The 26,207-nt window shown below is 59.7% G+C and carries 17 protein-coding genes and 2 pseudogenes; all 19 read left to right on the top strand.

Annotation, left to right across the window (positions count from 1 at the left end; all coding sequences use genetic code 11):
* Nucleotides 1–71 precede the first annotated feature (71 nt).
* Nucleotides 72–257, top strand: a complete 186-nt coding sequence (gene secE, locus AXF19_RS00175; RefSeq protein WP_006307106.1) for a preprotein translocase subunit SecE — start codon at nt 72–74, stop codon at nt 255–257.
* 14 nt (nt 258–271) lie between these two features.
* Nucleotides 272–823, top strand: coding sequence for a transcription termination/antitermination protein NusG (nusG, locus tag AXF19_RS00170; RefSeq protein WP_066843427.1), 552 nt, complete (start codon nt 272–274; stop codon nt 821–823).
* A 64-nt stretch (nt 824–887) separates the two neighbouring features.
* Complete coding sequence (gene rplK / locus AXF19_RS00165; protein ID WP_066843424.1) at nt 888–1,313, top strand: 50S ribosomal protein L11; 426 nt, start codon at nt 888–890, stop codon at nt 1,311–1,313.
* A gap of 50 nt (nt 1,314–1,363) precedes the next feature.
* The gene (rplA, locus tag AXF19_RS00160; protein ID WP_066843422.1) at nt 1,364–2,044 is read left to right on the top strand and encodes a 50S ribosomal protein L1; all 681 of its coding nucleotides are present in this window, start codon (nt 1,364–1,366) and stop codon (nt 2,042–2,044) included.
* Between the two features lie 291 nt (nt 2,045–2,335).
* Entirely contained in the window at nt 2,336–2,872 is a 537-nt protein-coding gene (gene rplJ, locus AXF19_RS00155; protein WP_066843420.1) for a 50S ribosomal protein L10, read from the top strand.
* A 42-nt stretch (nt 2,873–2,914) separates the two neighbouring features.
* A pseudogene (rplL, locus tag AXF19_RS00150) lies at nt 2,915–3,289 on the top strand (50S ribosomal protein L7/L12).
* Between the two features lie 204 nt (nt 3,290–3,493).
* Nucleotides 3,494–5,113 (top strand): ShlB/FhaC/HecB family hemolysin secretion/activation protein, encoded by a 1,620-nt coding sequence (locus AXF19_RS00145; protein WP_442983805.1) that lies wholly within the window; start codon nt 3,494–3,496, stop codon nt 5,111–5,113.
* A gap of 169 nt (nt 5,114–5,282) precedes the next feature.
* Nucleotides 5,283–15,857 (top strand): two-partner secretion domain-containing protein, encoded by a 10,575-nt coding sequence (locus tag AXF19_RS00140; protein ID WP_066843416.1) that lies wholly within the window; start codon nt 5,283–5,285, stop codon nt 15,855–15,857.
* A 305-nt stretch (nt 15,858–16,162) separates the two neighbouring features.
* Nucleotides 16,163–17,197 (top strand): heat-inducible transcriptional repressor HrcA, encoded by a 1,035-nt coding sequence (hrcA, locus tag AXF19_RS00135; protein WP_066843414.1) that lies wholly within the window; start codon nt 16,163–16,165, stop codon nt 17,195–17,197.
* Nucleotides 17,191–17,763, top strand: a complete 573-nt coding sequence (gene grpE / locus AXF19_RS00130; RefSeq protein WP_066843411.1) for a nucleotide exchange factor GrpE — start codon at nt 17,191–17,193, stop codon at nt 17,761–17,763. Before hrcA ends, grpE begins: the two co-directional genes overlap by 7 nt.
* 36 nt (nt 17,764–17,799) lie before the next feature.
* Complete coding sequence (dnaK, locus tag AXF19_RS00125) at nt 17,800–19,659, top strand: molecular chaperone DnaK (protein WP_066843408.1); 1,860 nt, start codon at nt 17,800–17,802, stop codon at nt 19,657–19,659.
* Between the two features lie 9 nt (nt 19,660–19,668).
* Complete coding sequence (gene dnaJ, locus AXF19_RS00120; protein WP_066843405.1) at nt 19,669–20,820, top strand: molecular chaperone DnaJ; 1,152 nt, start codon at nt 19,669–19,671, stop codon at nt 20,818–20,820.
* 549 nt (nt 20,821–21,369) lie between these two features.
* Nucleotides 21,370–22,920 (top strand): hypothetical protein, encoded by a 1,551-nt coding sequence (locus tag AXF19_RS00115; protein WP_066843402.1) that lies wholly within the window; start codon nt 21,370–21,372, stop codon nt 22,918–22,920.
* Nucleotides 22,921–22,933: 13 nt separating this feature from the next.
* Complete coding sequence (locus AXF19_RS00110; protein ID WP_066843400.1) at nt 22,934–23,305, top strand: peptidase M48; 372 nt, start codon at nt 22,934–22,936, stop codon at nt 23,303–23,305.
* A gap of 136 nt (nt 23,306–23,441) precedes the next feature.
* Nucleotides 23,442–23,891: a ribosome maturation factor RimP gene (rimP, locus tag AXF19_RS00105; protein ID WP_066843397.1), complete on the top strand. Its 450-nt coding sequence runs from the start codon at nt 23,442–23,444 to the stop codon at nt 23,889–23,891.
* A 13-nt stretch (nt 23,892–23,904) separates the two neighbouring features.
* Nucleotides 23,905–25,032 carry a transcription termination factor NusA gene (nusA, locus tag AXF19_RS00100; protein WP_066843394.1) on the top strand — a complete coding sequence of 376 codons (1,128 nt, stop codon included), beginning with the start codon at nt 23,905–23,907 and terminating at the stop codon, nt 25,030–25,032.
* Nucleotides 25,033–25,311: an RNase P modulator RnpM gene (rnpM, locus tag AXF19_RS00095; protein ID WP_066843391.1), complete on the top strand. Its 279-nt coding sequence runs from the start codon at nt 25,033–25,035 to the stop codon at nt 25,309–25,311.
* Nucleotides 25,308–25,640: a L7Ae/L30e/S12e/Gadd45 family ribosomal protein gene (locus AXF19_RS00090; RefSeq protein ID WP_066843388.1), complete on the top strand. Its 333-nt coding sequence runs from the start codon at nt 25,308–25,310 to the stop codon at nt 25,638–25,640. Before rnpM ends, AXF19_RS00090 begins: the two co-directional genes overlap by 4 nt.
* Nucleotides 25,640–26,207: pseudogene (locus AXF19_RS14815) on the top strand (translation initiation factor IF-2); the annotation flags it as partial. The gene AXF19_RS00090 and the pseudogene AXF19_RS14815, both read left to right, overlap by 1 nt.

The following is a 26,207-nucleotide window of genomic DNA, read 5'->3' as shown; positions in this document are numbered from 1 at the left end:
AGTTCAGCAAGTACTGCAAGTTCTGCCGCAAGCACACGCCGCACAAAGAGACGAAGTAAGCGTCCTCTGTCATGGGAAAAATAGTCAAATTCCTGCGGGAAGTCGTCGCAGAGATGAAAAAGGTCTCGTGGTCCACGAAGAAGGAGCTCGTCACCTATACGGGTGTCGTCGGCATCGCCATCGTTGTCGTCTGCGCGCTGATCTGGATCTGTGACACGATTTTTGCACGTGTGTTTCAGGTCATACTGCATTACTAGACCGGGAGAGGGACATGGCGGATAAGGAAGAACTCTATCTCAGACAGGCAAACCCGCACCGGGCATGGTATGTCATCCACACCTATTCGGGCTATGAGAACAAGGTCAAGGCGAACCTCGAGCGCCTCATGCACTCAGCGAGCATGAGCGAGATGATCTTCAATGTCGTTGTCCCCGTGGAGAACGAGATTGAGATGAAGGACGGCAAGGAAAAGGTCGTCCCGCGCAAGGTGTTCCCGGGCTATGTGCTCGTCGACATGATCGTCGATGAACACTCGTGGTACGTCGTCCGCAATACGACGGGCGTCACGGGCTTTGTCGGCTCGGAGAAGCATCCGATCCCGCTGACGGCGGAGGAGGCGGAGCGCATCCTCTCGGGTTCGGTTGGCGGTACACCGAAGCGCCGCACGAAGGTGAGCGTCGGGGATACCGTACGCATCGCCTCGGGCGCGTTCGAGGACTATGCGGGCAAGATCACATCAATCGACTCGTCGGGGTTGCGCGTGCAGGTCGACGTAGAGGGGACACCCCTCGATGTGGAAATCGATCAGGTCGAACTGATTTGATTTGAAGGAATGCGGCGCTGTCCGTATTTCCGAAATACATGCACCGAAAGGAGGTGATGTGTCGATGGCAAAGAAGGTTGCGCGTGTCGTAAAGCTGCAGGTTCCTGCGGGCAAGGCGACACCGGCTCCTCCGGTAGGTCCTGCGCTTGGGCAGGCGGGCGTGAACATCATGGCGTTCGTCAAGGACTTCAACGAGCGTACGGCGAAGCAGGCGGGGCTGATTATCCCGGTTGAGATCACGGTCTTTGAGGATCGTTCCTTTACCTTTATCACGAAGACCCCTCCGGCAGCAGTTCTGCTGAAGAAGGCGGCGGGCATTGAGAAGGCATCGGGCGAGCCGAATAAGACGAAGGTCGCGAAGCTCCCGCGCTCGAAGGCGCGTGAGATCGCCGAGTCGAAGATGCCGGATCTGAACGCTGCGTCGATCGAGGCAGCGACTTCCATGATTGAGGGCACTGCCCGCAGCATGGGAATTGAGATCGTCGACTGATCTATGCAGTGGAAGGGCATATGCCCGCTATGACCACGAAGGGAGAAACAATGGCAAAGTTTGGTAAGAAATACCAAGACGCTGCGAAGCTCATCGAGAGCGGCAAGCTCTACGCTTCGCAGGAAGCGATGGAACTCGTGAAGAAGACGGCAACTGCCAAATTCGACGAGACCATCGAGCTGCACGTGCGCCTCGGCGTCGATCCGAAGTATGCGGATCAGCAGGTGCGCGGCGCGCTTGTCCTGCCGAACGGCACGGGCAAGACCCAGCGCGTTCTCGTCTTTGCAAAGGGCGAGAAGGTTGCAGAGGCGGAGGCCGCTGGTGCGGACTTCGTCGGCTCGGACGAGATCGTCCAGAAGATCCAGGGCGGCTGGCTCGACTTCGATGTCGCCGTCGCTACGCCCGACATGATGGGCACGGTCGGTCGCCTCGGTAAGGTGCTTGGTCCTCGCGGACTCATGCCGAACCCGAAGCTCGGCACGGTCACGATGGATCTGAAGAAGGCGATCGGCGAGATCAAGGCAGGTCAGGTGGAGTACCGCACGGACAAGGCGGGCAACGTCCACGTTCCCATTGGGAAGGCCTCCTTTGACGCGGACAAGCTCCGCGAGAACTATCAGGCAGTCATCGACACGCTCATCCGCGTGAAGCCGGCGGCGGCAAAGGGGCAGTACATCCGCTCCATCACCGTTGTGGCGACGATGGGACCTGCCGTCCCCGTTGCGCTCTAAGAGCACACGGAATTTCCCCGGGCTGTAGACAGCAGGTTTGCGCAAGCATCTAACGACTTTTGTCGCCTGCCGAGGCCGGACGTGAATTTGAACATTCATCTCCGGCAGTTGTAGCAGCCGGAGATTTTTCATTCGAAAGAATAAGAGCCGTCCAGATTGGTGCGGATTTTTGTTTGAGCAAGGAGGAACACCGGACGCGCAGTTAAGTCCTGCGTGGAGGATGTTCTGACGCAGCGAGAACGGAAGGACGTGCCAAGATGAACGGCGACAAGAAGGGAGGGAAATGATTACATGGCAGACCACAAAAAGGAAGTAATTGTTGAGAAGCTGAAAGAGCAGCTTGCCTCGGCGAAGGGCGCGGTCTTTACGACCTACAAAGGGCTCACGGTTGCACAGGATACGGAGCTGCGCCGCGAGCTGCGAGCAGCAGGCGTTACCTATCACGTTGTGAAGAACACGATGGTACGCCGCGCGGCTGATGCACTCGGACTGGAGGGACTCGACCCGCATCTTGAGGGCACGACGGCGTTTGCGTTCTCGGCAGAGGATGCAGTTGCACCCGCGAAGGTCATCTGCGACTACATCAAGAAGAACAAGCTCGACGACAAGGGCATTCTGTCCGTCAAGGTCGGTACCGTCGAGGGCAAGGTCATCGAGGCGAACGAGGTGCAGGCGCTTGCGTCGCTCCCGTCGCGCGAAGAGCTTATCGCAAAGCTCATGGGCAGCATGAATGCGCCGATCACAAACACGGTGAACGTGCTTCAGGGCGTTATCCGCAATGCCGTCTATGTGCTTGATGCAGTGCGTGCGCAGAAGGCGTCCGCATAAGGATACATTACAAAGAGAAATTACATTTTTTGGAGGTATATCATGAACAAGGATCAGATTCTGGAAGCCATTGAGAACATGACCGTTCTCGAACTCTCCGAGCTCGTCAAGGCTATGGAGGAGAAGTTTGGTGTCAGCGCTGCTGCACCGGTTGCTGTTGCTGCTGTCGGCGGCGCTGCTCCTGCTGCCGGCGCTGCTGAGGAGAAGACGTAGTTCACGGTCGTTCTCACGGCCGCAGGCGACAAGAAGATCAACGTCATCAAGGCTGTCCGTGAGGCAACGGGTCTCGGCTTGAAGGAAGCGAAGGAACTCGTTGACGGCGCACCGAAGCCGGTCAAGGAGAACATCGGCAAGGCTGAGGCTGAGGAGCTCAAGGGCAAGCTCGAAGAGGCCGGCGCAACGGTCGAGCTGAAGTAATTCAGACGAAACTGAGTTTGAGAGACCGCTTTCCCATCTGGGGAGGCGGTTTTTATTTGCACTGATTCACTAAAAGGAAAAATTAAAATCTGGGAATAAAGTCATATATATGTTAAGATGACAGATGAAATAAACGATAATAGTACTAGGATAAGAATTTGACTCGAATGCATGGAGGCAGATATACGGATGAAAAAAATTAAGATGGGAAAGAGTATAGGCGTGCAGCGTGTCGGGGGACACACGGCGCGCTTCTTTCTTGTTTCCTGTATGGCGATGTCCGTCTGTGCATCTCCTGCCTTTGCCGCAGAGCCGATCGTGACCGCAGAGCAGAGCATTTGGGTTGCGCGCTATACGTTCTCGGGGGAGAATCCCGTGACAGAGGCGGAGCTTGCGGATGTGCTTGCAGCGCATAGGCACAAGGATGCGACACTCACGGAACTCGAGGCGCAGGCAGAGGAGGTTACGAAATACCTCCGTTCAAAGGGATATTTTGTTGCCTTTGCCTACCTCGCACCACAGAACTTCAAGGATGGTGTGGTGAACTTCACCATTGTACCGGGACACTACGATCAGATCATTGTGAACAACGAGTCCTATCTCAAGGAGGAGGCGATCCGACGCGAGATCGGCATTTCTTCCGGTGAGGTTGTGAAAAAAAGTACGCTCAATCGCGGCGTCTGGCTGACGAATGATCTCTCACGCGTCGAGGCGAATACGCAGCTGAAGGCGGGTAGCCGACAGGGCACAACGGATCTCGTCGTGAACGTGAAGAACAAGGGACACCGTATGTGGGGTTATGTCGGCTTCGACAACGGCGGCTACCGCTATACGGGACGCTACCAGTACAGCGCGTTCGTGAACTATGCCAGCCCCGCGCGTGAGGGAGATCTCCTCTCGGTGGGCGGCATCATGTCGAACGGCGGTATGTGGTCGGGCTCTGCCTCCTACTCGACACCGATTGCAAAGCAGGGGGAGCGCGTCGGCGTGAGCTATGCACGCTCGCACTACACGCTTGGCGGCGCGTTCTCCGCGCTCGACTACACGGGAACGGCACAGACGCTGAGCGTCTACTGGCAGCACAATTTCAAGCGCAGCCGCGATGTGAACATCTACGGAACCGTTCGTCTCGACCTCAAAAGTCTCGAAGATGAGGCAAAGGGAATGGCGTACAGCAATCCGAAGAGCGCGCACAACTGGGTGTTTGGTGTGAACGGCGACAGCTTGGATCGCTTTTGGACGGGTGGTAAAAATACGTTCGCGTTGAACTATACGCACGGGGATCTCTCCATTGACGACGAGATTCAGCGCACGTATGATGCTGCGACGGCGCAGACAGCGGGGCAGTTCGGCAAGTGGAATCTCGAGCTTACGCGGCTGCAGCACGTCAGTGAGCGCGTCTCACTCTATCTGAGCTATCAGCGGCAGTGGGCATCGAAGAATCTGGACTCCTCAGAGAAGATGTCACTCGGCGGACCGAACGGCGTACGTGCCTATCCTGTCGGCGAGGCATCGGGGGATGACGGCTGGCGTTGGACATCGGAGCTGCGCTGGAATCTACCGACGCGTGAGGGCGATGAAAATGTATGGCAGCTGATTGCATTCGCAGACGGCGGTCATGTGAATCTCTATCACAACAAGCTGCCGGGCTACACCGGTGTTGCAGGGCGCAGCCTTTACGGTGCGGGTGTGGGCGTGAATTGGAGCAATCAGGCAAACTGGGTGGCACGCGCGTACTATGCATGGAAAATTGGGTCGGAGGACGCCGTTTCGGATACGGATCGCAGCGGGCGTTTCTGGTTTCAGATTTATAAATTCTTCTGAACGGCGAAGAACCGGCATAGCAAAGCCTCCCCCGCCAGAGCGGGGGAGGGGGACCGCGTAAGCGGTGGAAGGGGCGCTTTGAGCGTCTGGACAACACAAACGAAGAGTTGCTGTACGCGTCAAAAAGGCTTTGTGCAGCAGTTACATGATTGATTGAGGGGAATAGACCATGAGCATGATGAGAAAGCAGCGGCGTGGACAGATGCGACGCAGTCTGCGCAGCGGTATCGGCATCCTGGCGGCAGGTGCAATGATGATGGGCGGCATGAATCACGCGATGGCACTGCCGCAGGGCGGACAGGTCGCGGCAGGTGCGGCAGACATTGCCGCATCGCAGGCGGAGATGGCGATTCATCAGGCAACGCAGAATGCCGTCATCAACTGGAACTCGTTCAACATCGGCGCGGGCGAGCGCGTCAATATCTATCAGCCGAATGCCCAGGCAGCTCTGTTGAACCGCGTGATCGGGAACAATCCGTCGGAGATCTTCGGCACGCTCTCGGCGAACGGGCGCGTCTTCCTCGTCAACCCTGCGGGTGTACTCTTTGCGCCCGGCGCACAGGTGGATGCGGGCTCGATTCTCGCCTCGACGATGAACATTACGAATGCGGACTTTATGGCGGGTAAATACGCCTTTGTCGGCACGCCGTCCGATGGGAAAATCATCAACCACGCCTCTCTCATTGCGAAAAATGAGGGAACGGTCGCCCTGCTCGGCAAGGATGTCGTGAACGAGGGCGTTATTGTTGCGCGTAAGGGAGCGGCAGTACTCGCGGCGGGCGAAGCCGTGTCGCTCGACTTCAACGGCGACGGCAAGGTCTCGGTCGTCCCGACGAAGGCTGCTATGGAACAGGCGGTTACGAACAAAGGTCTCGTCGAAGCAGACGGAGGCCTCGTTTTCATGTCCGCAGCGACGGGCGATGCGCTGACGCGCTCGGCGGTCAATCAGGAGGGCATCGTGCGCGCTTCGAGTCTCGACGGTGCGGCGGGCGCAATCCGCATGACGGCGCATGACGTGCGCCTTGCTTCGGGCAGTGTGACGGATGTGAGCGGCGCGAAAGCCGGCACGGTTGAGATTGGCGGTGGCTGGCAGGGCACGGGCGACCTCGCACACGCGCAGAATGTCACGATCGAGCGCGGCGCATCTGTGCGTGCGGACGCGACGGCAGCGGGCGCAGCGGGCGGCACGGTCGCCGTCTGGTCGGATGGCAGGACGAAGTTTGCGGGCGAGATCACGGCACGCGGCAAAGGCACGGGCGCGGGCGGCGCGGTCGAGACCTCGGGTGCGAAGGTGCAGATCACGGGCGCAGTCAACGCTTCGTCCGAAGCGGGCAAGGCGGGCGAGTGGCTGATCGACCCCGGTGATATTGAGGTCAAGACGCGTGGGGCAGGCGATCCCGAAGCTGGCTCTCAGGCGGACGTACAGACCGTCACCAATTCGCTGAACGGCGGCACATCTGTAACCATTCAGACGGCGAACCTCACGGGACCGAACGACAACTCCATCACCGTATCGGATGCCATCACAAAGACGACGGGCGGCGACGCGACGCTTTCCTTGAAAGCGACGGGCAGCGTCAACATCAACGCTGACATCACGTCGACGGCGGGCAAGCTCAATGTGGACATCACCTCCGATACGAACCACCGTGCGGGCGGCAGTGTCAGCGTTGCGACCGGAAAGAATATCAAGACGCTCGGCGGCAATGTCAAGATCGGCGGCGGTCTTGTCGAAGATGGCGTCGGCTTTGCCAACTCGCAGAGTGCGGGCGAAGCGGGCATCACACTCAACGGCGTCACGATTGACACGACGGACGGCACCACGGCGAGCGGCAATGTAGAACTCGCGGGCAGTACGACGGCAAATGCGGCGGGTGTTTCGCTCGCGGGCACGACGATCACGGCGGGCGCGGGCAAGGTCACGCTCGTCGGCAAATCCACGGGCGGCGGCAAGGGGATCGCCCTCGGCGGGAACATCTCGACGCGCTCGGTCGAGATGCGCACGGATTCCCTCGACCTCTCGGGCACGATCACGGGCGACGGCGACCCCGCAGGCACGGCGAAGGTTTGGACGCTTTCGGATGGGCAGACCATCAACTTTGGCACGGGTACGGGCGGGCTTGACCTCGCGGGCGATACGTTCACGAGCACGGGAAAGATTCGGAACTTCAAGAAGAATACGGTCGGCGACGCGAGCAAGGCGGCAAACATCAACGCCGGTGGCGTGACGGCGGGCAGCGATCTCGCCATCGATTCGGGTGCAGGTACGCTGACCGTCGGCGGCGCAGTAAACGCCGCAGGTCATGCGCTGACGCTTGGTTCGAAGAATGCCATCACGGGCGCGGGCGTCATCACTTCGGATGCGCTCGTGCTCGATGCGGCGGCTGCGACCGTGAACCTCACGGGAACGCATGCCGTCGGAAAGCTCGACGGCGCGGCGAAGGGTCTGGCCTTCAAGAACGGCACGAATCTCAAAATCGGTGAAGATACGGGCTTGACGACGGCAGCGGACGGTGCGGACATCGATGTCACGGGCGATCTCACGGTCGGTACGCATGGTGTCACGAACGGCGCGGGCGCGATGAAGCTCAAGGCGAGCGGCACGCTCAAGCTCGATGCGAACGCTGAGGTCAAATCGACGGGCGCGGCGGCGACATCGCTCGAAGCGGCAAGTGTCAACTTCGGCACGGGCGGCAATGTCTCCACGGCAGGCGGCACGATCAATGTAAAGACGGATGCGCTGACGCTCCCCGCAGGAGCGCAGGGCACTCTTTCGAGTGCAAACGGAAAGGTCACAGTTGAGACGAAGACGGCGGGCAATACGATCGCCGTCGGCTCTTCGAGTACCGCTGATCTCGAACTGCCCGATCTCAACTTCATCAACTCGGGTACGGGCGAAATCCAGATCGGCAGCGCCGCGACAGGCAATGTCGAGATCGGCACAGCCGACGTCAAGGCGCCGCTGACGGTGGAATCGGGCGCGACTATCAAATTCTCAGGCGCAATGACGAACGCAGGCGGAAAGGACACGACGTTCAAGGCAAATACCATTGACTTTGCTTCGGGTGCGAATCTCGCGGCGGGTACAGGTACGATGACGATGGTGACGGATGCTGTCACGAATTGGAACAACGCAACCTTTGCCGATACGAACGGCGCGGGTACGTTTGCGCTGAAGACCAAGACGGCGGGCAACTTCACGGTCGGCGGCTCGAGCACACTCGTTTCGGATGACGGTTTTGCCAAGCTCAAGGCGGGCAACTTCCGCAATGTCGCCATCGGAGACAAGGCAAACGCGGGAACGGCGACGATTGACACCATTTCAGCGGGCAATATGCCCAAGTATACGAGCATTCTGACGCAGGGGAAAATCAATATCACGGGCGCGGTCAACGGTGCGCCGACGGATACGCTCGCGCTCCATGCCGATGCGCCGGGGACGACAGACGGCGACGGGCTTTCTCAGAGTGCGCCCGTTTCGGTCGGCAACCTGCTGCTCCTCGGCAAAGGCTCGATGGATCTCAGCACGCAGCCGAATGCGATCAAGAATATTGCCGCCGATATGTCGGACGGCAGTTTGAAGCTCAAGAACAACACCCACATGAAGGTCGCCGTCGTCGAAGACCGCACGGTAAATCCTGCGAAGAACGTCGACGGCCTCAAGACGAAATCGACGGACATCCAGATGGCGGCGGGGCAGAAGCTCACGGTCGAGGGCAAGCTGAATTCAACGGGCGATACGAAGATCGAAGCCGACGATCTCGATCTCGGCACGGACAAGGTCAACGTCGGCAAGAAGCTCACGCTCGAAAAGGCGACGAAGGCGCAGACCATTGACATCGGCACGGGCGCGAACGACTGGAATATCAACAACGCGAATTATGGCGAGATCAAGATTGGCGGCGCGACGCAGACGGGCGATGTCAATATCAAGGGCGCAACGTTCAAGAAGCCCTCGGACATCGAGACCACGGGCAAAGTCACGCTGACGGGCGCGACGAAGGCGGGCGCAAACGGCGGCTCCGACATGAAAATCAAGGCGCATACGGCAGAACTGCCGACGGCGTCCGATACACTCGATGTCAAGAATCTCGACCTCAACCTCTCGGGCGGACTTGACCTTGGACACGGCAAGGTCAAGGGCGCGGCAGACGGCAAGATCACGATCAAGGGAGCAGCGGCGTCACAGGACATCGTTATCAGCGATAATGCTTCCCACGCATCGGGTGGAGAGTACCGCATCGCCTACCGCACAATTAACGAAACACTCGAAGGCTTTAAGGGCTTCGATGTCGCAGGTGAGAAGCATGTCTACTTCTACGGCGGTTCGGTCAAGAAGTCCATCAATGCGGCGGGCAAGCTCGGCGTCGAGGTGCGCGACAATCTCACCATCGAGGGCAAGGGTACGAAGCTCAAGATCGGTGCAGATCCGACGCAGACAGGGCATGATCCCGCCTCGGTCATCACGGGCGGCTTCACCGTCAAGCAGGGCAAGACTGTCCATGTGAAAGGCTCGGACGGCACAAGCAAGGAAACCGGCGCGGAAATCAATATCCAGACGGGCGGCAACATCCATCTCGAACAGGGAGCTACACTGAAGGTCGAGGGCAACTATGCACAGGCGACGCTCAATGCACGAAACGGCGATGTCGTACTGAACGAGGATGCCAAGGTGCAGGTCGCTCCCGGCTCCACACCCGTCTGGGTCGATGTCACGGGCAACAAGGTGCAGCTTGATGCGAAGGCACAGCTTGACTCGGGCACGGATACGGTCGGCGCCCTGCGCGTACATGCGGACGAGATCGTCACGCCGGCGGCGGACGACAACACGACGAACATCGTCGGCAAGAGCGGACTCGTCATCACGCGCAAGACGGCGGGCGATCTGACGCTCAACAACGTTTCGACGGGCGCAGGGCTTCATGTCACGAGCGACCAGCTCAACGGCAAGCTCTTTGGCAAAGATTTCAGCGAATTGGTTCTCGGCGACAACCGCAGCCAGACGGTCACGATCGACGGACTTGAAGCGAACAACCGCGTCGTCGTCAAGACAGCGGAGACGGGCAAGACGGTCATCGGCGCGGGCGGACTCAAGGTCGGCACGGACGGCTCTGGCAAGGACTACAAAGTGACGCTGACGACGGGTGCGATTGAGAACTCAGGCGGTGCGGGCGTCATGAACATCGGCGAGGGCAGCACACTGAATCTCTATACGAACAGCATCGCGAACCTCGCGGCGCACGGGAGCAGTCCGTCCGTCACGGGCACGGGCACGCTCGGCATCGGCACGTACAACGGCTCGAAGACCATCGGGCTTGGCGACGGTGCGATGGGCGACCTGCAGTTGACGAACAATAAGTTCACACAGGTATTCGGCCCGAACTTTTCGCATTACGCCATCGGCAACGGCACGCAGGGCACGATCAATGTGAAAAATTCTTCCCTCGGCAAGGACGTGACGCTCCAAGCGGATAATATCAACTTCGCAGGAGATATGACGCTTGCGGCGGATAAGACGCTCGTTGTCAACGCCAAGACGGCGGCGAACCAGACGGCGGGCAAGATCAAGGCGACGAAGCTCGCCGCCGTCGGCGGCAACATCGCGCTCGAACAGGCGAACGAGATTGGCACGCTCGCCGCCGACGCGCTCTCCGTCAAGGTCAAGTCGAACGCCTTGACCATCGGCGCGATCACGACGCCTGCGGGCGCTCCCGTCCCCTCGCGCACGATTACGGGTGTCAAGGCTGGTGAGTCCGGCGGCACGGCGGGCGACGTCGTGCTTTCGGCGGACGCCATGACCTTCACCGAAGGCGTCGAGGGCAAGGGCAATCTCACCGTGCAGCAGGCAACGGCGGCGACAAATCTCAACGTCGGCACGACGGGCGGCACAGGGCTGACCCTGCCCACGAATCTCTTCGGTGGCAATAAGATCAAGGACGGCTTCAAGCACGTCTACCTCGGCAGAGAAGATGCGACGGGCGCGACGAACGTCGGCGGCACGCTGAACTTCGTCGACCCGACGACGATCCGCTCGGGCAAGACGGCAGGCAGTATGACGCTCGACGGCTCGGCGAACATTCGGACGAACGGCAACGATTTCGCACTTGAGTCAAAGAATCTGACGACGGCGGCGGGAAGCGAGGTCGATACGGGCACGGGCGCACTCACGCTCAAGACCGACGCGATCGACCTCAACGGCAAGATGAAGGGCAAAAAGGCGCTCAATATCCTGCCGATCTCGCACAACCGCGACATCAAGCTCGGTGGCACGGTGAACGATCCCGCGAAGCTTTCGCTGCTCGACAAGTATTTCAATGGAAACAACCGTCAGTTCTGGGAGTATGAGATCATCAACATTGGCGACAAGGGAGGCGGCGGCAGGCTCTATCAGAGCGGCACGATCGATATGCCGTTTACCGTCAACATTCAGCAGGCGATCACGAGCGGTACGGGCGGCGTCAATCTCTCCGGTTCGATCAAGACGCACGGCAGGGACTATACCGTTGCCAGCCGCGAGGTCAATCTCGACGATGCGCATATCAATGCAGACGGCGCCGACCGCGATCATGACGGCAATGTCGCTATCCATGCGGATACACTCAACACGGCGAACGGCAGCACGATCACGGGGCACGGCGACGTCTCCTTCGACACCTATACGCCGGGCAAGACCATCAATTTTGGCACGCCGGGGGCGGGCGGCTCTGCCTCCGATCCTACGCTTTCGTCCGATATTTTCAGCGGTACGGGACTCCTGCGGAAGAATTCCGACGGCAAGGGCTTCCGCAAGATTCGCATCGGCGGCACGAATGCGGGCAATGTCAAGATCGGCAACGTCGATCTGCCCGAAGGGCTTGCCGATGCTGTCTCCATCAAGACAAACGGCGCTGTGACCTCGACGGGCGTTCTGAAATCCGTTCCAACCCTTGAGGTGGACGCACATAATGTGAACCTTACGGGACCGAACGAGATCAAGAACCTCGGCAATATCACGTCCGCGACGGGCGTTTCCGTCGAGACGAAGGGCGGAACGAACGTCACGGGCAAGATCACGGGCAATAACGATCCGATCAATATCACGAATAAGAACGGTGGCAATGTCACGATCGCGCCCGGCGGGCAGATCGTCGGCACGGGCACGTCCGATGTCCTCATCGAGGCGAAGGGCGGCGCCTTCAAGAACAGGGGCGGCGCGAACGCCATCCAGACCGCGCCCGGTCATCGCTACGTCGTGCATACGGAGGACTCCGTCGAGAATGAGATCGACGGGCTTGTCTTCGAGTTCCGTAAATATGGCGTGGACTATACGAATCGCGGCTCCTTCCCCGTTCCTGCGGGAAAGAACGCCATGTTCTACAAGTACCAGCCTGAACTCAAGCTCTACTCGACCCGTGCCTACGGCGATGACAACGCGGCCTTCTTCAACTCGACGGCGGGCTTCCATATCGAAGACGACGGCAACCTCAAGCGTCGTGCGCTCGACAAGACGGAGGTTGACTATATCCGCGACCATGTGATTGACTCGGGCACGCACAATTTCGGCACGACGAAGCTGACAAATGTCAATGCCGATGTGAATACGGCAGACGGTACGGTGACGAATGCGATGACCGATGTCACCAGACGTGCGGGAACGCATACCTACGGCTCGGATTCGACCATTGCTAATGAGAAGATCACCTACAAGGGACATAACGACCTCAACTACAAGATCACGGTTGACTACCGCATCGTGCCGCGCGTCGTCACGGTCACGGGCAAGACATCGACCGTAAACTACGATGGCAATCCGCACAGCTATACGGGCAACGCGGGCGTTACATTCTCGAACTTCGCGAACAGCCAGACGGAAGCGACACCGGGACTGCTCTCGGGTTCTGTTTCCTATACCCCGATTGCAGACGCATCAAAGACATCGGGCTACGCACAGGGCGCGATTCATGCGGGCGAGTACAGTGTTGACCTTCAAAACAGCACGCTTGCGGCAAACAATTATAAATTCAAGTATGTACCGGGCAAGCTGACGATCAAACCGATCGACATCCACTTTACCGCACCGAGCGGCGAGCGCATTTACGGCACATCGAACGACAGCGTGACCATGACGTCGAGCACGACGCACACAGGCACGCTCCTTGCGGGCGACAGCTTCGCCAAGTACACGGTCACGGCGACGGACGGCACGAATGACGTCACCGCGCGCACGGGCGTCGGCACTTACACGATGACCTTAAATGGTGCGGCGCTCGCCACGGGAAGCCGCAGCCTTGCGACGGACTACCATATCACGTCCGATCCCGGCACGCTCACGATCAAGAAGCGTGCGCTGACCGTCACGGCGGGCGACAAGAGCCGCGCCTATGGTGACGCGAATACGACGGCGGGCTATATTAACAATACGTCGAAGGTCAACGTCGCTACGGCTACCGCGACGACGGGACTCGTCAACGGCGATGCGATTGACGATGTAACAGAGACGATCGACCCGACAGCAACCGTTACGACGAATGCCGGTACGGCAGGTCTTTGGACAAAGGCAAGCGCCGCGCACTTCTCGTCGGGCACGGCAAACAATTACAACATCACCTACGTTGACGGACATTTCAACATCACGAAGCGGCCGCTGACGCTCCTTGCGGGCGATAAGAGCCGCATCTACGGCACGGCGAACAGCACCGCAAACTATGTGGGCGGCACGAATCTCTTCCGCATCAAGGCGGGCACGAACCTCGTCAACGGCGATACGGTTTCGACCGTCACGGAGACGATTGATGCGCGTGCGACCGTCACGACGGACGCAGGCACGCCGGGTCTCAAGACGAAGATTGCAAATGCTGTCTTCGGCACGGGTAATGTCAACAACTATGACATCTCCTATGAGGACGGCAGCTTTGCCATCACGCCGCGTGATCTTACGCTCCGTGCGGGCAGCAAGACGCGCATCTACGGCACGGAGAACTCGACTGCTGTCTACACGGGCGGCACATCGAAGTTCCGCGCCGACGGGGCGACGGCGACGACGGGGCTCGTGAACGGCGATGCCATCGCCGACGTCGATGAATCGACGGATGCCCTCGTTACGACGAACGCCGGCACGGCGGGACTCAAGACGCAGATTGCAAATGCACGCCTCGCAGGCAATCGCAAGGCGTCGAACTACAACATCACCTATGTCGACGGTGGGTTTGCCATCACGAAGCGTGATCTCTACATCACGGCGGGCGATAAGCAGCGTGCCTACGGTGCGGACAACAGCACCGCAGGCTATGTGAACGGCACGCGTCTCGTCAACGTGCGTCCGACAGATGCAGTAAGCGGACTTGTCAACGGTGATGTGGTTTCTTCCGTTACGGAGACAATCGACCCGACCGCAACGGTTACGACCAACGCAGGTACTACGGGGCTTTGGACACGTTCCTCTGCGGCGCAGTTTGCGCACGGCACGGATGCCAATTACAATATTCACTACGCAGACGGCAGGTTTATCATCACTCCGCGCGAGGTGCTTATCACGGCGGGCAGTGCCTCCCGTGACTATGGTGCACCGAATCCCGTCATAACCGCATACATGATCGAGCGTGGTGACCACACATCGCAGCGCGGTCTGCTCGCGGGCGACGACATCAGCGGCATCACATCGCACTATGATGCGGGTATGAACGCGACCACACGCGGCGGCATCTATCGGGGCGTGATCCATGTCGATCCCGGTTCTGTTGTTGCAGGTTATACGGGAACGACACTGTTCTCCAATTACGATTTCCACTATGCTCCGGGTGATCTGACGATCGCAATGCGCGGCTTCGACATGAGCACGCCCGAGGGAAGAGCCGTGACAACGAGCACGGGCACTGTCACACAGGTGACCGCAGGCCTGATCGGCACGGCGGCAAACCGTATTCCGGGCAGCGGCAACACCATCGGCGGCGGTACGGGCATCAGCACGGGCGGTGCGAGCAATGGCTCTGCCGGAACGCATGGCGGAAACGCAGGACGTACGGGGGGTATCGGTGACGCGGGAAGTGCAGGCGGCTCAGGTAGTGCCAATGGCATGGGGGGTGTAGGCGATAACGGTACGTCCTCAGCAGGGAGTGGCTCAAGTGCAGCAGCACAGCCCGCTGCCTCTACGACGGCGAAGCCGGATCGCTCATTCGCTGACGGCGTCACGATTCAGATGCCGCAGGAGCAAACATCCACGCATTGGACGAACCGCGTTGTTGTATCGAGCGGCAAAGCGTCCGAGGCACACAGTTTCGTCACGGAGTCGGACGGCACATTCGGATTTGACCTCGGCAAGACACGCGGTACTCGTGGCTTCCACCCTGAGAATCCGGCAAACAATACGTCTGAGGCAATCCCTGTTCTCTTTACGGATGGCAATGCGCGTGACCTCGACGGCATCTATACCGTCAACTACTCGCCGGAGAAGCTGGCGATCAAGCCTGCCTCGAAGAAGGTTGACATTCCCGATCCGAAGGAGATTCGCAATACGTCCGAGCAGGCACTTCGCTTCCTCTATCAGACGGCGGACGGCTCCTTTGAGGTGACGTTTGGCAACGGGATTGTGACGCTCTATCCGCAGGATGATCCGGCACTCTCGATTGTTACGAGCAAAGACCGCAAGGCGGAACGCGCCGTGCTCGCCTCGGGGCTGCTCACGGCAATCGAGGATCTCGGTGTGACACCCGTGGAGATTCGCGCCGTCTATATCTTCAAGGTGCTTGACGGGCAGAGTGAAGAGTAATATGCCGTTATCCAAAAGCCTCCCCCGTCACAACGGGGGAGGGGAACCATGCGCAGCATGGTGGAAGGGGCGCCCCTATCGGCTCACTGCGTTCGCCACTTCCCCCGTTTTGACGGGGGAAGCTAATATGCCGTAGTGCCAAAGCCTCCCTCGCTAGTGCGTGGGAGGCTTTTCATGTGAAAAAACATTTGACTTTTTGTCATTTTGCTCTTGACTTTTTGCTTTTTACCGTGTATATTCAGTATAGATTTTGATTAGCACTCAGTTTTGGAGAGTGCTAACAGATACTGAAAGGAGAGGGGTGAATGTCGGACGATCTGGACGCGCGCAAGAGTCAAATCCTGTGGGCGGTCGTCGATGACTATATCGCATCGGCAGAGCCTGTCGGATCGCGGACACTCGCGCAGAAATACAATCTCGGCATCAGCCCCGCGACCATTCGGAACGAGATGGCGGATCTCGAGATGCTCGGCTACCTCGAGCATCCCCACACATCCGCCGGGCGCATCCCCTCATCGAAGGGGTACCGCTTCTACGTCGATGGGCTTCAGCCCGTCGCACCCGTGACAGATGCCGAGAAGAAGAAGATTCACGACTGGTATCACAGGCGTGTGCGGCGCCTCGACGAGGTGTTTCAGGAGACGGCGCGTCTGATTGCGGATGTGACGCACAATGTTTCGCTCGTGCTCGCACCGCAGGCGGCGCAGTCGACGTTCCGCATGCTGCAGTTCCTGCCGCTCGACCTAAGTCACGCGATTGCCGTCCTCATGACGGACGCGGGCTTCGTCGAGAACCGCATCGTTGAGATTCCCGACGGTGCGACATTCGCGGATTTTCAGCGGATGGCGGGGGCGGTCAATGCGACGCTCTCGGGCAAGGCGCTCAGTGCCGTGACGAAGAAAGACATGAAGCGCGTGCGCGATGCAATCGGCGATGAGTCGATCTTCGTCGCCGCCGTGGAGGTCATGCACAGGGCGCTCGAAGGGCGCTCGGAGGATCGCCTCTACCTCGGCGGTACGGCACAGCTGCTCGGCAATCCCGAGTTTCAGGATCTCGAGCGCGTCCGCGCGATGCTGCTCGTTCTCGAGCGCGAGGATCTCGTGAAGGACATCCTCCACACGCACGCGGGCGAGGGGCTTGAGGTCACAATCGGGCGCGAGAACAAAAGCAGCACGTTCTGGGACAGCAGTTTCATCACGGCGACCTATCATGTCGACGGCAGGCTGCTCGGAACGATTGCGGTGCTCGGGCCGACGCGCATGGAATACGCGAAGGCGATGCGCATACTCGACTATGTGAACACGAATCTAACAGAGATGATCTATCAGCTGAAATGGTAGGAGAGGTGAACGGCTTGCAGGAAAAGGAAGAGATGACGGCAGAGGAGCAGCCCGTGGAGGATGTAACTGACACGGCGGCTGAACCTGCGGATGTGACCGTGGAAGATGTGCCCGCAGAGGAGGACAAGACGGCCGAACTCGAGGCGCAGCTTCAGGAAAAGAGCGACCGCATCCTGCGGCTCCAAGCGGATTTTGAAAACTTCCGCCGCCGCACGGCGAAGGAAAAGGAGGAGCTTGCAGCCGTTATCACGCAGAATCTCCTCACGGATCTCCTGCCGCTCCTCGATAATTTCGAGCGGGCAATGGCGGTGGAGCAGTCGGATGTGGAGGCGTTCCAGAAGGGCGTCGAGATGATCTTCACGCAGCTGCGCGAGGTGATGGAAAAGCACGGGCTTGAAAACATCGAGGCAGAGGGCGCACCATTTGACCCCAACATCCATCAGGCGGTCATGCGCGTCGAGAATCCCGATGTGGAGGACGGCACGATCACGCAGGTGCTGCAAAAGGGCTACCAGGCAAAGGGCAGGGTCATCCGCCCCGCCATGGTGCAGGTAGCAGGTAACTAAGCAAATAACATCTATAAGATTTTGGAGGAATATAAAATGGCTAAAGTAATTGGTATTGATCTTGGAACGACGAACTCTGTTGTGTCCGTGATGGAGGGCGGCGAGCCGACCGTTATCACGAATCCGGAGGGCAGCCGTATCACCCCGTCCGTTGTGGGCTTTACGAAGGACGGACAGCGCCTTGTCGGCCGCCTTGCGAAGAATCAGGCGGTCTCGAACCCCGACCGCACGATCTCCTCGATCAAGCGCCATATGGGCGAGGCAAACTATCATGTGACGATCGACGGCAAGAACTATACGCCGCCCGAGATCTCCGCAATGATCCTGCAGAAGCTCAAGAGCGACGCAGAGGCGTATCTCGGCGAGACGGTCACGCAGGCGGTCATCACGGTTCCTGCGTACTTCAACGACAGCCAGCGTCAGGCGACGAAGGACGCCGGCAAGATTGCGGGTCTCGAAGTCCTGCGCATCATCAACGAGCCGACGGCGGCGGCGCTTGCCTATGGTCTTGACAAGGATCAGGACGAGACGGTGCTCGTGTTCGACCTTGGCGGCGGCACGTTCGACGTCTCCATTCTCGAGCTCAGCGAGGGCGTGTTCGAGGTCAAGGCGACGAACGGCGATACGGTGCTCGGCGGCGACGACTTCGACAAGAAGGTCATGGACTGGATGGTCGAACAGTTCAAGAAGGAGAACGGCATCGACCTTTCGCAGGACAAGATGAGCGCACAGCGTCTCATCGAGGCGGCGGAGAAGGCTAAGATCGAGCTTTCGAGCATGAGCCAGACGAATATCAACCTGCCGTTCATCACGGCAGACGCAACGGGTCCGAAGCATCTCGACCTCACGCTCTCGCGTGCAAAGTTCGATGAGCTGACGGCGGATCTCGTGGAGCGCACGATGATCCCGACGCGCAAGGCGATGGAGGATGCGGGACTTTCGGGCAGCGAGATTGACAAGATCATCCTCGTGGGCGGTTCGTCCCGTATCCCCGCCGTGCAGGAAGCCATCCGCAAGATCCTCGGCAAGGAGCCGTCGAAGGGCGTCAACCCCGATGAGTGCGTCTCCATCGGCGCGGCGATCCAGGGCGGCGTGCTCGTCGGCGAGGTCAAGGACGTGCTGCTCCTCGATGTCACCCCGCTCTCGCTCGGCATCGAGACGCTCGGCGGTGTCTGCACGAAGATCATCGACCGCAATACGACCATCCCGACCTCGAAGAGTCAGGTGTTCTCGACGGCGGCGGACAATCAGCCGGGCGTTGAGATCCACGTCCTGCAGGGCGAGCGCGAGATGGCGGCATACAACAAGACGCTCGGCCGCTTCCAACTCACGGACATCCCGCCCGCACCGCGCGGCGTGCCCCAGATCGAGGTCAAGTTCGACATCGACGCGAACGGCATTGTCAACGTGTCGGCGAAGGATCTCGGCACGGGCAAGGAGCAGAAGATTACGATTCAGTCCGACAGCGGCATGAGCAAAGAGGACATCGAGCGCATGGTGAAAGAGGCGGAATCACACGCCGCCGAGGACAAGAAGCAGAAGGAAGCCGTCGATGCGCGCAATGCGGGCGACTCCCTCGTCTATCAGGCGGAGAAGGCGATCAAGGATCTCGGCGCGAACGCAGATCAGGCGCTCGTCTCCAAGACGCAGGCAGCCGTCGACAAGCTGAAGGAAGCGCTCAAGGGCTCGGATATCGAGGCAATCAAGGCGGCGACCGAAGAGGCACGTCAGCCCCTCTACGAGCTTTCCTCTGCCGCCTATCAGCAGGCACAGCAGGCGGCGGGTGCCGCAGGCGCAGCGCCGGGCGCAGATGCAAATGCGGGCGCACAGAGCGCATCGCAGGATGACAATGTCGTCGATGCGGAGTTCACCGAAGTCAAGGATGATAAGAAGTAAGGTGGTATCGTGAGCGAGAAACGCGATTACTACGAAGTCCTGGGCGTCCAGAAGGGTGCCTCGGACGATGAGATCAAAAAAGCATATAAGAAACTCGCGCGCAAATACCATCCCGATCTCAACCGTGACGACCCGAAGACCGCCGAGGAGAAATTCAAGGAGCTCAACGAGGCGTACGATGTGCTGAAGGATCCGCAGAAGAAGGCGGCGTACGATCAGTTTGGTCACGATGCCTTCGACCCGCGCCGCGGCGGCAGCGCCGGAGGGGGAAACCCATTCGGCGGTGCCGGCGGATTCGGCGGCTTTGATATGAACGACATCTTTGACATGTTCGGCATGGGCGGCGGCGGACGCCGTGCGCGCAGACAGGGGCCCGAGCGCGGTGCCGATCTGCGCTATGATCTCGAGATCTCGTTCGAGGAGGCGGCATTTGGCAAGGAGGTCGAGCTCTCCATCCCGCGTGAGGAGAACTGTCCTACCTGCGACGGCTCGGGTGCGGCAAAGGGCTCGAGCGCCGAGACCTGTTCGACCTGTCATGGGTCAGGGCAGGAGCAGGTCATGCAGCGGACGATGTTCGGCAGCATGATGACCTCGCGCACGTGCAGCCAGTGCCACGGAACGGGCAAGATCATCAAGAATCCGTGCGGCGACTGCCACGGTACTGGACGCAAGCGCGTCACGAAGACGATCAAGGTCAACATTCCGCGCGGCGTGGACGACGGTCAGCGCGTCCGCGTCTCAGGCGGCGGCGAGGCGGGCGTGCGCGGCGGGGCGAACGGCGATCTCTATGTATACATTTTCATCCGTCCGCATGAACTCTTTCAGCGGCGCGGCAACGATGTTCTCATCGAGATCCCGATTACGTTCGTGCAGGCGTCGCTCGGCGGTACCGTGCAGGTGCCGACGCTCGACGGCGCGGTCGATCTCAAGGTGCCTGCGGGCATCCAGACGGGCACGGTGTTGCGCGTCAAGGGCAAGGGCATTCCGAATCTGCGCGGCGCGGGACGCGGCGACGAGCACATCCGTGTCAAGGTCACAACGCCGCAGAAGCTCTCATCGAAGCAGAAGGAACTCCTCAAGGAGTTTGCCGCGCTCAGCGGGGATGCGGTCAATCCCGAGCAGAAGAGCTTCACCGAGAAGTTCAAGGATCTGTTTGCGTGAGATAGGGAGCTTTCTTGGAGCGCCCCTATCGGCTTACTGACCTGTCCGAGAAGCAAGCCCCGTAGGGCGAAGCTGAGCGGAAAACAGGTCGTATGCGAAAACGTCCCGCAAGTCAAGTCCGAAGGACGCAGACGAGCGGCTGACGTTGACCGCCTCCAAGGCTCGCCACTTACTGACCTGTCCGAGAAGCAAGCCCGAAGGGTGCAGCTGAGCGGGTAACAGGTCGTATGGGAAAACCTCCCAAGAACACAAGCCGAAAGGCGAAGTGTGATTGGAAGAGGTTGACCGCTCCCCCGTCTCGGACGGGGGAAGCTAATATGCCGTCATGCAAAGCCTCCCCCGTCGCAACGGGGGAGGGGGGCCGCGTGAGCGGTGGAAGGGGCGCTTTGAGCGTCTGGGTAATACTGACAAACGTATAAACAGGGACTGCTGCACAAGTCAAAATGGTTTCGCAGCAGTCCCTTTTGCGCATTGACATTGGTTCAGACATTTGTTAGGATAAACGGAATTGATTTTTTTGTGTTGGGACGCATGACGGCGGGAGGGCTCATGGAAAATGTCTACACGTTAGTCAAGCGTTTTTATTCGCAGAACGGACGCGCGAATATCTTTGTTGCCCGCACGCTGATCGAGCGCTATCTTCGCGCGGCGGCGTGGCGCGGGCGGAGCAATGAGGATCTCTGTACGGATTGGTACTGCATCGAGGATTTCCTCACCGTTATTCAGCGGCGCGATGATTCGCTTGCGCGGCTTTTCATCCGCATTGACTACCTCGCGCTCTTCTTCCGCTACGCTGATGCTCACATCGATCGGCGGCCGCTCAAGCGTCACGCCGAGGATTACTTTGCGCGCATGCGCGCCTTTCTGAACTACCTCGAGGATACGGGTGACTATGACATCGACATCGGCGAGTTGGATGCCGATCTCGAGATGTTCTACATCACGGGGCGGTTCCGTCTGCCCGAGCGTGTCGAGTGGGAGGAGATCGACGGGCTGACGATCGAGGACATTGAGGAGGACGAGCGGATTGAGATGGAGGAGCTGAACATTCAGCTCAACGATCTCCTGCACCGCATCGGCGAATATTTCCGCGTGCCCGCCTATCAGCTCGACATCGGCCGTGCGGCGACGATCTACACGGGCGGTCTCTACGATATGAACGAGTATGAACACGCGAGCGAGGAGGAGAAGGAAACCTTCTGGCTGCGGTTCTGGGATTATTTTTTCTTTGACTATCATCTCATCGCCACAGATGAGACGCCGATTGCCCACTATAGTGATCGCACGTGGGATGAACTCAGCTACGATGACCGTCAGATCATCGGCGACCTGCTGGCGGCGCGCTTTGCCGTGCTCGCCGTGACGGAGGAGTACGACGATCACGTCGTCTGCCGCGATATCCTGCGTGACGAGGAGGTCGTCCTGCCGCATCCGGATATCCCGGGGACGCTCTCGAAGAGCATCCTCTTCGGGCATATCTGCGACGAGGGCATGATGATGCTCAACTACATCACGGCAATCCCCGCGAGCAAGCGACTGCAGAAGCGGATCGGCGACACGATTCAGCGCGAGTATAAGCTATTCCGCATGCAGGCGCCCGAGGCGACGATGGACGATTTCCTCGAACGCGAAGCGGCGCTCGTGCGCCATACGATCCACGTCCTCTCGACGCTCGCGCAGCTCGACGTGCTGCCGCGCCGTCTGCTGCCGGCTGCCATTCCCCGCAAGATCAACCCGCGTGTGTGCGCGGAGGAACTCGGTGCGCTTCAGATCATCGCGGACAAGATCGGTTTCAGCCGTCACTCACAGGTGCTTATGTGCGAGCTGTTTCTGGACTACGCGCAATCCGACCTTGCGCGTGCGCAGACGGCGGAGACGCTGACGGCGACGATCTTCCTCTTTGCGGAGATCAATGATATCGACCTGTCGCCGATCACGGAGCTCTATCATGTGGTCGGCTCGGATCAGAAGACGGTGCGTGCGGCGCTTGAGCGCATGCGTGCGGCGCTCGGTTGTGTGACCTACGATCCCCGCTATCTCGGGGAGGAAGGCTTTGTGACGATGCTCTACAGCGTTGTTCACGGAAAAGCGGGCTTCTAGAAGGGAGGCTTTTATGGAACAGGATTCGCGTGTGCGGCCGATGAGCCGTGAAGAAAATGCCGCCTATCGCGGCGTGACGTTGGAGGAGAGCGGCGCAGAACCGCATGAGGAGACGGGGCAGTCATGGGGCGGCTCGACATACGGAGGCGCACCGCGCGGTTCTGTGCGCTATATCCGTATTGGCGGCGCAGCGCCACAGCGTTCCTTCCTCACGAGCCTCCTCTGGGCGCTCGGCCTCGGGACGCTGCTTGCACTCTTCATCTTCGTGGCATTGCCCGCGATCGCCATGGTCATCGTCGGCGTCTTCGTGCTCGGCGCAATCATCAGCCTCGTCGGACGCGGACGGATCCTTTCGTGGGTCATGCGGCGGCTGTATGGACGGTGAGACGGAAAATTGCCAAAAATGAACGGCGGGGCTTTACAAAAGTCCTATCCTATGCTATACTTCAAGAAATTCATTTGAAATCTGGAAAGAGTGGGTGGAAGCCCACTCTTTCATTGCGTATGAGAAGAGGGAGAGCATGAGCGCGAAGATCGAGGAGCGCGTCGAGGAGATTGTGCGCGGTCTCCTGACGGATGTGCCGGAGTTGGAGCTGGTCGATGTCGAGTACGTGCGCGAGCGCGACTACTATCTGCGTGTCTACATCGACAAGGAGGGCGGCATCGACATCGACGACTGCCAGGCGCTGAGTGAGCGGTTGGAGGAGATTCTTGACCGCGAGGACTTCATCCCCGACGCCTACATTTTGGAGGTGTCCTCGCCGGGGCTCGACCGCGTGCTGCGCAAGCCGCGCGATTTCGAGCGCGAGCGCGGCAAGCAGGTCGATGTGACGCTCTACGCGCCATTTGACGGAAAGAAACAGTGGACGGGTGCACTCACAGACTGCGACGGCAAGACGCTGACTCTTGATGACGGGATTCAGATCCCCATGGAGCAGGTCTCACAGATACGTCTGCATATCGACTTTTAGGGAGGATTGGGTTTTGGCAAGAAAAAGCACAAAGGAGAAGAACGGCGGAAAGGAGTTCCTGCAAACCTTGCAGGAGCTTGCGTACGAGAAGGGCATCGACGAGGAGCGCCTCTTTGAGACCATCGAGCTGGCGCTGATCTCGGCATATCGACGCAATTTCAGCTCGGCGCAGAACGTCCGTATCTCTCTGTCGCGTGAGACGGGCGCATTCCACGTCTTTGCCCGCAAGACGGTTGTCGAGGAGGTTGAGAACGACATTACGGAGATCTCCCTCGAACAAGCGCGTGCCATCAATCCTGACTACGACATCGAAGATGTGGTCGAGATCGAGATGACCCCTGCGAACTTCGGCCGCATTGCGGCGCAGACGGCGAAGCAGGTCGTCATGCAGCGCCTGCGTGAGGCGGAGCGCAGCAATGTCTATGACGAGTACAAGGATCGCTCCTCGGATATCGTCACGGGCATCGTCCAGCGCGTTGAGGGGCGCAACGTATTCGTCGACATCGGGCGTGCCGAGGCGCTGCTCATGGCGACGGAGCAGCTGCCGACGGAGGAGTACAACTACGGCGACACGCTGCGCGCCTACATCATCGAGGTGAAGAGTACGGCGCGCGGCCCGCAGATCATGCTCTCGCGCACGCACCCGGGACTCCTCAAGAAGCTCTTCGAGCTGCAGGTGCCTGAGATGCAGGAGGGCGTGGTCGAGATCAAGTCGATTGCACGCGAGGCGGGCAGCCGCTCGAAGGTTGCCGTCTACTCGTCCGAGGAGCGCGTCGACCCGATCGGCGCCTGTGTCGGTCCGCACTACATGCGCGTACAGGCGGTGGTTGATGAGCTCGCGGGGGAGAAGATCGACATTGTGAAATGGAGCGACGATCCCGCGACCTACATTGCGAACTCTCTGAATCCGGCCAAGGTGATCTCGGTCGCCGTCAACGAGGCGGAGAAGGTCTCGCGCGTCATCGTTCCCGACTACCAGCTCTCGCTTGCCATCGGCAAGGAGGGGCAGAACGCCCGCCTCGCGGCAAAGCTGACGGGCTGGAAGATCGATATCAAGAGCGAGTCACAGGCAGCGGAGCTGATGGCGGAGGAAGCGGCGGAAGATACCGCTGCGGAGGAGTCCGCCGCAGAGGAGGCATAAATGGCGGAGGCGAGACAGCCCGAGCGGCTGTGCGTCGGCTGCCGTACGCTGCATCCGAAGCGTGAACTTCTGCGCATCGTAAAGAGTCCTGACGGAACGGTCGCACTCGACCCGACGGGCAAGAGTCCCGGGCGCGGCGCGTATCTCTGTCCCTCCTCCGAATGCCTCCGCAAGGCGCGCAGACAGAACGGTCTCTCGTGGTCGTTCAAGGGGCGGGTTGCTCCCGCCGTCTACGATGCACTCGAGGAGATTGTGCAGCACGGGGAGGATGGAACATGAACGAGGCTTTGCAGCAGCGCATCACGAACCTCCTCAGCATGGCGGCACGCGCGCGGCGCATCCTGTCCGGTGCGTTCGTTGTGGAAGAGGCGCTGAAGCGAAAGCAGGGGACATACCTCCTGCTCGCAGCCGATGCCTCCGAGGAGACCAAGGCGAAATTTACCCGCATGGCGGCGCAGCTGAATGTGCCGACGGCGGAATTACTGATCATGCAGCAGCTCGGGCACTGTCTCGGCAAGGAGTATCGTGCGGTTGCTGTGCTGATAGATAGAGGATTTGCGGACAGGCTCAGCGCCTATTTGCAGGATATACCGACGGGGGTGGATTGATGTCAGAATCGAAATACAGAATCACCGATTTGGCAAAGGAATTCAAGACGGACAAAGATACCATTATTGATATTCTGAAAAGCAAGAACTACAAGGTAAGAAACCAGTTCAGCGCAGTCGGTGAAGAGGAGCGTGCGGCGGTCAAAGCTGAGCTCGGCCGCACGGCAAAACCCGTACGCAAGGAGTCCCTGCAGAGCAAATCCCCCGCTCCGAAGGCCGCCGAGCGTCCGGCAAAGAAAGAGAAGGAAAAGCGTCCTGCACCGGCTCCTGCGCCGGCAGCGGAAAAGCCCGCAGCGGAGCGGAGCGCTCCGCCGGCAGCTGCTGAGAAGCCGGCGCCGCAGCAGCCCGCAGCCGAGGAGAAGCCCGTGCTGCGTGCACGCACGAAGGCGCCCGGCATTGTGATCGTGCGTCAGGCACCTGCCAAGACGCGTTCGGAGAGCTCTGATCGTCCGCGTTCGTCCGGCAATGCGTCGGGGAGATCCGGCGACCGTCCCGCACGTCCTGCGGGCGGACGCGGCGGCGCGCGCCCCGGAGCACCTGCGGCGGGATTGCTGCCGCAGGTGCTCC

Source organism: Selenomonas sp. oral taxon 126 (genome assembly GCF_001683335.1).
Classification (GTDB): Bacteria; Bacillota; Negativicutes; order Selenomonadales; family Selenomonadaceae; genus Centipeda.
Note: the sequence above shows the minus strand (reverse complement) of the source record. Positions and strands in the feature narration are given on the sequence as shown.